Source organism: Stutzerimonas stutzeri (genome assembly GCF_024448935.1).
GTDB lineage: Bacteria > Pseudomonadota > Gammaproteobacteria > Pseudomonadales > Pseudomonadaceae > Stutzerimonas > Stutzerimonas stutzeri_AO.
Genome location: NZ_JAMOIE010000131.1, coordinates 1 through 9,672 on the forward strand (window position 1 = coordinate 1; position 9,672 = coordinate 9,672).

Here is a 9,672-nt window from a genome sequence, read left to right on the forward strand (position 1 = left end):
GCGCGTCAGCATGGTGCCCCGCCGGCCTAGGTCAATGCCAGCTCCGGCCCCGGCTTGCCGCTTAAAGCTTGCAGCTTGGAACTCTCTTTCCCAGCTGGTCTGCCGGCATCGGCAGGCCGAGATAGAAACCCTGCACCTCGTCGCAGCCATGCTCGCTGAGGAAATCCAGCTGCGCCTGGGTTTCGACGCCCTCGGCGATCACCGACAGACTGAGGCTGTGCGCCATGGCAATGATCGCTCGGGCTATTTGCCCATCCTGCTCGCCTGCGGGCAGACCATCGACGAAACTGCGGTCGATTTTCAGCACATCGATGGGGAATTGCTTGAGGTAGTTCAGCGACGAGTAACCGGTGCCGAAATCGTCGATGGCGATCGAAAGGCCGAGCCGCTTGAGCGAATCGAGGGTTCGCATCGCCTCAGCCACATCCTGCATCAGGATGCTCTCGGTCAGCTCCAGCTCCAGCCGGCTCGGTGCAATGTTGCTGAACGCGAGAATCCCGGCGATGCGCTGACCCAGCCGGCCATCAGCGAACTGGCGGGCCGAAAGGTTCACCGAAACCTTCGGTACCACCAGGCCCTCCTGCGCCCAGTTCCCGATCTGCCGGCAGGCTTCACCGATGACCCATTCGCCCACCTCGACGATCAGCCCCAGTTCCTCCAGCGCCGGGATGAACTCGCCGGGCGACACCAGACCACGGGACGGGTGCCGCCAGCGCAGCAATGCCTCGACACCGGTCAGCGTGTGGCCGTCGGCGAGGTACTGCGGCTGGTAGTGGAGCACGAACTGTTGCTGTTCGAGGGCGTGGCGCAGATCGCCTTCCAGCTCCAGGCGCTCCAGTGCGCTGGCATTCATCTCGGCCTGGTAGAACTGGAAATTGTTCTTGCCGCGCTCCTTGGCGTGGTACATCGCGGTGTCGGCATTTTTCATCAGCTGGCTGATGTCCTTGCCATCCTGTGGGCTCAGCGCGATGCCAATGCTGGCGGTGACAAAGAACTCTCGGCCAGACAGCACGAACGGTTCGGCGAGACTGCCCAGGACCCGTTCAGCCACATGGATTGCCCGGCTCAGCGCCTCGTCGCGATCACCACCGGGGCGCAACAGAAAGGTGAACTCATCGCCGCCCATGCGCGCCACCGTGTCGTCTTCATCAACGCACGAAGCCAGGCGCACGGCGACATCCTTGAGCAGGCGGTCACCGGCCGCGTGACCGAGCGAATCGTTGATGGGCTTGAAGCGATCCAGATCGAGAAACATCAGCACCACCCAGCCACGGCGCCGGGCGGCCAGTTGCAGGCTGCTGTGCAGACGGTCCTGAAACAGTGTGCGATTGGGCAACTGGGTCAGCCCGTCGTAATAGGCCAGCCGGTGGATACGTTTTTCGCTGGCCTTGCGCTCACTCATGTCGCTGAAAAAGCAGACATGGCTCACCAGCTCATGCTCATCGTCGCGAACGGCGGTAATGCCGATCCAGCATGGGTAAGTCTCGCCATCCTTGCGCTTGAGCCAGAACTCCCCTTCCCAGCTGCCGGCCTGCAGGACCTGGCTGTGCACATAGTCCATCTGATTGGCCTGCTGACGGTCGGCGCTGAGCACCCTCGGCAGCTCGCCCCTGATCTCGTCGACGCTGTAGCCGGTGATCCGGACGAATGCCGCATTGACCTGGACGATCTTGCCGGCGGGATCGGTGACGACGATGGCCACCGTGGAATGGTCGAACACGGTCGCCGCGCGGCGCAATGCCGTCTCGGCCTGGCGCTGTTCGCTGACATCCCGGCCAATGCACAGGGTCCCATCGAACCGGTTGTTCTCGTCGGAGATCAGCATCATCCGCAGCTCGATCGCCACCGACCGGCCATCGGCCGCGAGACAGTCGAAATACAGGGTTTGCGCCTGCAAGGTCTGCCCCAGCTTGGCCAGTTCAACCGGGCTGGCCGAAGCATCGCGCACCCGCCTCATCAGCTCATAGAAGCGCGCCGCCTGGCGCGGCTTGGTCACCACTCGCTCCAGGCCATGCTGCGCCGCCCACTCCGGGCTGTAGCCAAGCACGGTGTGCACCGAAGGACTGATGTAGTCGATGCGCAGCGAACTGTCGGTGGTGAAGACCACATCGCGCAGGCTGCCGGCGAGCATCCGGTAGCGGCGTTCGCTATCACGCAGGGAATGGCTGTATTCCATGTTCGCAGTGACATCCCGGGCCACGCCAATCAAGCGCTGCACCTTCCCCTGCCGATTGCGCGTCAGGACCTGTTCAGTCACGCAGAACCAATGCCATTTACCGTTACGGTGGCGCCAGCGCAGTAACGATTCCTGAACGACGCCGTCAATCATCGAACCGCGCAGGGCCAGCAGCCGCCAGATGTACTCCTGATCGTCCGGGTGGCTGATGCGCCGCCAGAACAGGTTGCTGTCGTCGCCGCGCTCTTCTTCGCTGTAGCCCAGCCGCGCCGCCAGGTTGCTGTTGCTGAACAGCAGCTTGCCGGCCTCCAGATCCTGCACGTAAAGCGTGTCCGGCACGGCGCGCAGCACCTCCGACCAGAACCGCTCACGCTCGACCAGTGCCGTCTGCGCCGCCCGCTCACGGGTGATATCGCGCATGACCCAGACAAAACCGGACGGCTCCAGCTCACCCGCCAGGCGCAAAGCCCGCCGCGTGACCGAAAAGAGACGGCTCTCTCCCTCCTGGAGCAATTGCACGGCCTCAAGGCACAGGTCAACCATCGAATTGGCCGCGTCGAACGCCATGGGATCCAGATTCGGCAGCAACTCCTGCAGACGATAACGTGGAGCCTCGCGGCTGCTCAGGCCGAACATTGTCTCGGCCTGGTGGTTGAGAAATTGCAGACGGCCACTGAAGTCGCTGATCAGAATCCGCTCTTCGATCGCCCCGAGCGCCGTCGCCGAATAGCGCAACAGTTGCCAACGAGCATGCAGGCGCAGCGGCACAAGAAGGCGCGCACAGGTGACGGCAATCCCGCGGACGAGCCTGTCGAGGCGGGCTGACGCTGATGGGGAAGGATGTTGATCGACCAAACGATTAAGTCCTTTGTGGCGTTGCGGCGAGCGCGGCATCGGACCAGCGCCCGAACAGCATCAAGGATGCCCTGAGAGCCAGCAAAACGCCAGCATCGAGTCAGCACCCCGGTTTGCCCTGCCAGATGCATTCCGGTAGCTTTGCGAGTTCGGTTCGACCCGCCCAGAGCGGCGGGATTCGCCTCACTTTTTCCTCGTCACGGGCACTCGTCTCCATGGCTCAATATGTCTACACCATGCACCGGCTGAGCAAAGTCGTTCCACCGAAGCGTGAAATCCTCAAGAACATTTCCCTGTCCTTCTTCCCCGGCGCCAAGATCGGCGTACTGGGTCTCAACGGTTCGGGCAAGTCCACCCTGCTGAAGATCATGGCCGGGGTCGATAAAGAGTTCGACGGCGAAGCGCGGGCGATGCCCGAGCTGAATGTCGGCTACCTGCCGCAGGAGCCGGAGCTCGACCCGAACAAGACGGTTCGCGAAGTCGTGGAAGAAGCCGTCAGCAGCATCAAGGATGCCCAGGCGCGGCTGGACGAAGTCTACGCCGCCTACGCTGAGCCGGATGCCGATTTCGACAAGCTGGCCGCCGAGCAAGCCAAGCTCGAAGCGATCCTGCAGGCCAGCGACGGCCACAACCTCGAGCGCCAGCTGGAAGTCGCCGCCGACGCCCTGCGCCTGCCGCCATGGGACGCCAAGGTCGAGCACCTGTCCGGCGGCGAAAAGCGCCGCGTGGCACTCTGTCGCCTGTTGCTCTCGGCCCCCGACATGCTGCTGCTGGACGAACCGACCAACCACCTGGACGCCGACTCGGTGGCCTGGCTGGAACACTTCCTCCATGACTTCACCGGCACCGTCGTCGCGATCACTCACGATCGCTACTTCCTCGACAACGTCGCCGGCTGGATCCTCGAGCTCGACCGTGGCCAGGGCATTCCCTACGAGGGCAACTACTCCGGCTGGCTGGAAGCCAAATCCAACCGCCTGGCGCAGGAATCCAAGCAGCAATCGGCCCATGAAAAGGCCATGAAGGAAGAACTGGAGTGGGTGCGTAAAGGCGCCAAGGCTCGCCAGGCCAAGTCCAAAGCCCGCCTGCAACGCTTCGAGGAATTGCAGTCACAGGAATTCCAGAAGCGCAGCGAAACCAACGAGATCTACATTCCGGCCGGTGCGCGCCTGGGCGACAAGGTCATCGACTTCCACAACGTGAGCAAGGGCTACGGCGACCGCGTCCTGATCGACAACCTGTCGTTCAGCATGCCCAAGGGCGCCATCGTCGGCGTGATCGGCGGCAACGGCGCAGGCAAGTCGACGCTGTTCCGCATGATCATGGGCAAGGAACAGCCGGACTCGGGCAGCATCGAAATTGGCGACACCGTGCAGGTGGCCTGTGTCGATCAGAGCCGCGAAGATCTCGACGGCAGCAAGACCGTGTGGGAAGCCGTGTCCGACGGCGCCGACATGATCCGCATCGGCAACTACGAAGTCCCCTCGCGCACCTACGTGGGGCGCTTCAACTTCAAGGGCGGTGACCAGCAGAAGTTCGTCAAGGATCTGTCCGGCGGTGAGCGCGGTCGCTTGCACCTGGCGCTGACGCTGAAAGAAGGCGCCAACGTCCTGCTGCTCGACGAACCCTCCAACGACCTCGACGTGGAAACCTTGCGTTCACTCGAAGAAGCGCTGCTGGATTTCCCCGGCGCCGCCATCGTGATCTCCCACGATCGCTGGTTCCTCGACCGCGTCGCCACCCACATCCTTTCCTATGAGGATGACGGCAGCATCGTGTTCTTCGAAGGCAACTACACCGAATACGAAGCCGATCGCAAGAAACGCCTCGGCGATGCCGCCTCCCAGCCGCATCGGGTGAAATACAAGAAGCTGGCTCAGTAGCATCGACCACGGAGCCGAAAGGCTCCGTTTCGTGTGACGAGCCGCCTCTGGTGGCCAATGGCCCAATAGCGGATAATCGCGCTTTTTCGACGCCTGGCACCACACCTGGATGTCAGGCCGGCAGCAATCGCAAGGGAAGGTCAGAGCGCGGGTCGATGGCGACTCGTTGTCGGTCACGGGGAGCCTGGGCATGGCGCAGCCAAGTGCCGATGGCAACTATTCGAGCGCCATCAACCGCGCCGACGTGGCACTGCTGCGGGCCAAGCGCAACGGCCGTGACCGCTACGAATTGGCGGACTGGGCCTGCGGCGGGTCAGTTCGCGGCCCGCCGCCCGGCAAGCGTTCCAAGATCGACTCGACGATCCGCGCGGGGGCCGGCCTGATAGCCAGTCCTTATCAAGTCCTCTCCAACGCCGCGTTACCAGTAATTCTCCACCGCGACCTGCCCAGGTCGCCGGGTCAGGCTCAGATTGAGGTCGCGGGCCTTGAGCAGAGTGCGCGTATCCTCGATCATCTGCGGATTGCCGCAAAGCATGATCCGCGAGTGCTCGGGTTCCAGCTGCAGATCCGCCGCGCGCTCCAGCTCGCCGTTCTCGATCAGCGTGGTGACACGACCGTGCAGCGCGCCCGGCATCTGTTCGCGCGTCACCACGGGCAGGTAGGTCAGCTTCGAGCCGAGGCCTTCCAGATAATCGCGTTGCGGCAGCTCGCGGATCAGGTCCTGATAGGCCAATTCGGATGCGGTGCGCGCGCTGTAGACGAGGATGATCCGCTCGAAGCGCTGCCAGACCTCGAAATCCTGCAGGATCGAGAGAAACGGCGCGATGCCGGTCCCGGTGCCCAGCAGCCAGAGATCCCGACCATCGATGAAGCGATCAAGGGTGAGGAAGCCGAACGCCTGCTTATCGATCAGCAGCTCGTCGCCGGGCGCGAGGCGGCTCAGTTCGCTGGTGAATTCACCATCCGGCACCACGATGGAGAAGAAATCGAGAAACTCGTCATGGGGCGCCGAGACCATCGAATAAGCGCGCCAGACGATGCTGCCGCTGGGTTTGCGCACGCCGAGGCGGGCGAACTGGCCGGCGGTGAACCTGAAGCCGGGATCGCGGCTGGTGCGCAAGGTGAACAGGCTGGGCGTCAACGTCTGCACCTCGAGCAGACGCTGGCGGGTGAACTTCTCTTCGCTGACGGTCATACTTCGCTCCCTTCGCGGACAACTGCGGATTCGGGGATAGTTTTCCACTGACTGTCCCCTTGATACTCCTTTCCGACGCTCACAAACACCGCCAGTTCTTATGCCTATTCTCGAAACCCCTTACGCACGCCTCGATCTGATCCGCCAGCCGGAACAGCCCAACGAACCCTTGCAGGCGTTCGATGCGGCGGATGAGTACCTGTTGGCGCAGCTGCACGCGCAAGGCTTGGCTGCGACGACGCGGGTCCTGATCCTCAACGACAGTTTTGGCGCCCTGGCCTGTTCATTGGCGAAGCAGGCGCAGGTCACCAGCAGTGGCGACTCCCATCTGGCACATGTGGCGCTGGAAAAAAACCTGCAACGCAACGCCATGCGGGCTGACGCGGTGACCTTCGTGCCAGCCAGCGAGGTGGCGCAAGGCCCGTTCGACCGGGTGCTGATTCGGGTGCCCAAGACCCTCGCCCTGCTGGAGGAACAGCTGATCCGCCTGCATGGCCAGCTGGCGCCGGGTGCCCAGGTGATCGCCGCCGCGATGCTCAAGCACCTGCCGCGTGCGGCGGGCGATCTGCTGGAGAAGTACATCGGCACGGTGCAGGCCTCGCTGGCGGTGAAGAAAGCGCGTCTGCTGACCACGACTCCGAGCGAAAAGCCGGCACCGCGGTCGCCCTACCCGACCCGCTACCGCCTGGATCAGCCAGGCATCGAACTGATCAATCACGCCAACCTGTTCTGCCGGGAAGACCTCGACATCGGCACCCGAGTCTTCCTGCCGCACCTACCCAAGGCGCTCGGCAACCTGCGCGTGGCGGACCTGGGCTGCGGCAATGGCGTGCTCGGCATCGTTTACGCGCTAAGCAACCCCCAGGCACAGATGACACTGGTGGATGAGAGCTACATGGCAGTGCAGTCGGCACGGGAGAACTGGCAGGCGATCCTCGGCGAACGCCCGGTCGATATCCGTGCCGGTGACGGGCTTGCCGAGCTGCCAATGGACTCGCTGGACCTGGTGCTGTGCAATCCGCCCTTCCATCAGCAGCAGGTGGTGGGTGATTTTCTCGCCTGGCGAATGTTCACCCAGGCCAAGACGGCGCTGGCCAAGGGCGGCGAGCTGTGGATCGTCGGCAACCGCCACCTCGGCTACCACCTCAAGCTCAAGCGCCTGTTCGGCAAGGTCGAGCAGGTCGCGGCGACGCCCAAGTTCGTCATCCTGCGGGCGATCAAGCCGTGAGCGAGGCGCCGGTTCGGCTGAGCATCCGGCAGTTCGCCACGCGAACCGGCCTTTCCGCCGACACCCTGCGCTATTACGAGAAGATCGGCCTGCTGCGCCACGTGGCCCGTGACGCCAGTGGCTTTCGCGTCTACGGCCCGGGTGATCTGGAATGGGTGGCGTTCATCCTGCGTCTGAAGGACACCGGGATGGCGCTGGAGGACATCACCCGCTATGCCGATTTGCGCGAACAGGGTGAGGCGACCCTCGCTGCGCGCCAGGCCCTGCTCGAAGCGCATGCCGCCACGCTGCAGGCGCGGCTGCAGCGGGACCAGGAACACCTCGACGCGCTGCAGACGAAGATCGAGCTGTATCGCCAGCAAACAATGGCTTGACCTGGAGTCCACTCCAACCTGCAGGCTTTCCCTCTACCCACTCCAGAGGAACATCCCATGTCTGCATCGACCCGCTACACCAGAGGCCTGGCCAAGCTCGACGAGATCGACGGCGAGGCCGGCCGCAAGGTCATCGACAGCCTGCAGGCCATCGCCCCGGACCTGGCGCGTTACGTCATCGAGTTTCCCTTCGGCGACATCTACCAGCGTCCCGGCCTCGACCTGCCGCAACGTGAGCTCGCCACGGTGGCGGCGCTAACCGCGCTCGGGCATTGCCAGCCGCAATTAGCGGTGCATATCCACGGCGCGCTGAACGTCGGTTGCACGCCGGAGCAAATCGTCGAAGTAATTATTCAGATGGCGGTTTATGCCGGCTTTCCTGCAGCATTGAACGGCATGGCGACCGCCAAGGCGGTGTTTGCAGAGCGCGGGTTGTTGCCTGAATGAAGCCCGACGCCTGATCGCGTACGCATGGTGAATCCAGCCCGCAACAGATACCAACACGCCTCCACCGTGGGCTAAAGCCCACCCTACGGGGAAAAGCCAACGCATATCCTTCTACGTAGGGTGGGCTTCAGCCCACCAGAGCACCATGTCTCGACTGCTGGCGGGCCAAAGCAACACGCCGCGCGCCCACTCCGTTCGGCTTTCTGCAGGCAGTTGCCTCACAGCGCCACCGGGGCTGAATGCTAATCTGGCCCACTGCCCACCTTGCACCTCGACCTGATGTCCACACACGCCAAGCTGTTGCTGCGTCACCAACGCCCCTTCATCAAGTTCTGGTTCGCCCGCGTGTTCACCGCCAGCGGTTTCCAGATGCTCGCCGTTGCCATCGGCTGGCACATGTACGAGCTGACCGGCAGCGTGCTCGATCTCGGGCTGGTGGGCCTGGCCGAATTCTTCCCTCGCCTGCTGTTCATTCTCTGGACCGGCCATGTTGCTGACCGCTTCGATCGGCGTCGTGTGGCCGCGTTGTGTCAGGGCTTGCAAGGGTTGATCGCCCTGTCGCTGGTGGTTGGCGCTGGTGGGCTGGGCGTGACGCGCGAAATGATCTTTGTCCTTGCGTTCATGTTGGGCACGGCGCGGGCGTTCGAGGGGCCGGCGACCCAGGCGCTGTTGCCGAGCCTGGTGCCCACGCAACTATTTCCGGCAGCCGTAGCGGCGTCGTCGTCGGCCATGCAGACCGCCACCATCGTCGCACCGGCACTCGGTGGGCTGCTGTTCGCCATCGGCCCGCTGTGGGTCTATGGCCCGGTGGCGCTGCTGTTCGCCCTTGCCTGCAGCCTGATGCTGAGCCTGCCGAAACGCCCGGCGCCGCCCAGGCAAACCGGCCCGGCGATGGACAACCTGCTCGCGGGCATGCGCTTCATCCGCAGCCGGCCGGACATTCTCGGCGCCATTTCCCTGGATATGTTTGCCGTGCTGCTCGGTGGCGCCACGGCGCTGCTTCCGGTGTTCGCCAAGGACATCCTGCTCACCGGCCCCTGGGGCCTAGGGCTGTTGCGCTCGGCACCGGCAGTGGGTGCGCTGCTGATGTCGCTGTGGCTTGCGCGCTATCCCATCAACAAGCGGGTCGGGCGGGTCATGTTCGCCGCTGTCGGGGTGTTCGGCCTGGCCACCATCGCCTTCGGCCTGTCCACGTCATTCTGGCTTTCGATGGGTGTGCTGGTGGTGCTGGGCGCGGCGGACATGATCAGCATGGTGATCCGCGGCGCCTTCGTGCAGCTGGAAACGCCGGACGCGATGCGCGGCCGGGTGAGTGCGGTCAACGGGCTATTCATTGGCGCGTCCAACCAGCTCGGTGAATTCGAGTCAGGGCTGACGGCTCACTGGTTCGGCACCGTGCCGGCGGTGGTGATCGGCGGCGTCGGCACGCTGCTGATCACCGGCGCCTGGATGAAGCTGTTCCCGACGCTGGCCAACCGCGACCAGCTGCATCGGGACTTGGGCTGAAGCTGCAA

At 63.8% G+C, this 9,672-nt stretch carries 6 protein-coding genes and 1 pseudogene; 5 read left to right on the plus strand and 2 right to left on the minus strand.

Annotated features, from left to right (window positions below):
* Positions 1–61: 61 nt before the first annotated feature.
* Positions 62–2,911, minus strand: a pseudogene (locus NA637_RS22950) (EAL domain-containing protein); the annotation flags it as partial.
* Positions 2,912–3,246: 335 nt separating this feature from the next.
* Between NA637_RS22950 and ettA the strand changes: the two are divergent.
* Complete coding sequence (ettA, locus tag NA637_RS22955) at positions 3,247–4,914, plus strand: energy-dependent translational throttle protein EttA (RefSeq protein ID WP_256074840.1); 1,668 nt, start codon at positions 3,247–3,249, stop codon at positions 4,912–4,914.
* A 418-nt stretch (positions 4,915–5,332) separates the two neighbouring features.
* Here ettA and NA637_RS22960 read toward each other — a convergent pair whose 3' ends face one another.
* The gene (locus NA637_RS22960; protein WP_256074841.1) at positions 5,333–6,109 is read right to left on the minus strand and encodes a ferredoxin--NADP reductase; all 777 of its coding nucleotides are present in this window, start codon (positions 6,107–6,109) and stop codon (positions 5,333–5,335) included.
* Between the two features lie 100 nt (positions 6,110–6,209).
* On the opposite strand from NA637_RS22960, the gene NA637_RS22965 reads away from it, so the two are divergent.
* The 4 genes from NA637_RS22965 (at position 6,210) to NA637_RS22980 (ending at position 9,664) form a co-directional block, all read left to right on the plus strand.
* Positions 6,210–7,337 (plus strand): methyltransferase, encoded by a 1,128-nt coding sequence (locus tag NA637_RS22965; RefSeq protein WP_256074842.1) that lies wholly within the window; start codon positions 6,210–6,212, stop codon positions 7,335–7,337.
* On the plus strand, positions 7,334–7,711 hold the full coding sequence (locus tag NA637_RS22970; protein ID WP_256074843.1) for a MerR family transcriptional regulator: 378 nt from the start codon (positions 7,334–7,336) through the stop codon (positions 7,709–7,711). The genes NA637_RS22965 and NA637_RS22970 overlap by 4 nt, the downstream gene beginning before the upstream one ends.
* A gap of 57 nt (positions 7,712–7,768) precedes the next feature.
* Entirely contained in the window at positions 7,769–8,158 is a 390-nt protein-coding gene (locus NA637_RS22975; protein WP_256074844.1) for a carboxymuconolactone decarboxylase family protein, read from the plus strand.
* A 279-nt stretch (positions 8,159–8,437) separates the two neighbouring features.
* Positions 8,438–9,664, plus strand: coding sequence for an MFS transporter (locus NA637_RS22980; RefSeq protein WP_256074845.1), 1,227 nt, complete (start codon positions 8,438–8,440; stop codon positions 9,662–9,664).
* Positions 9,665–9,672: the final 8 nt, after the last annotated feature.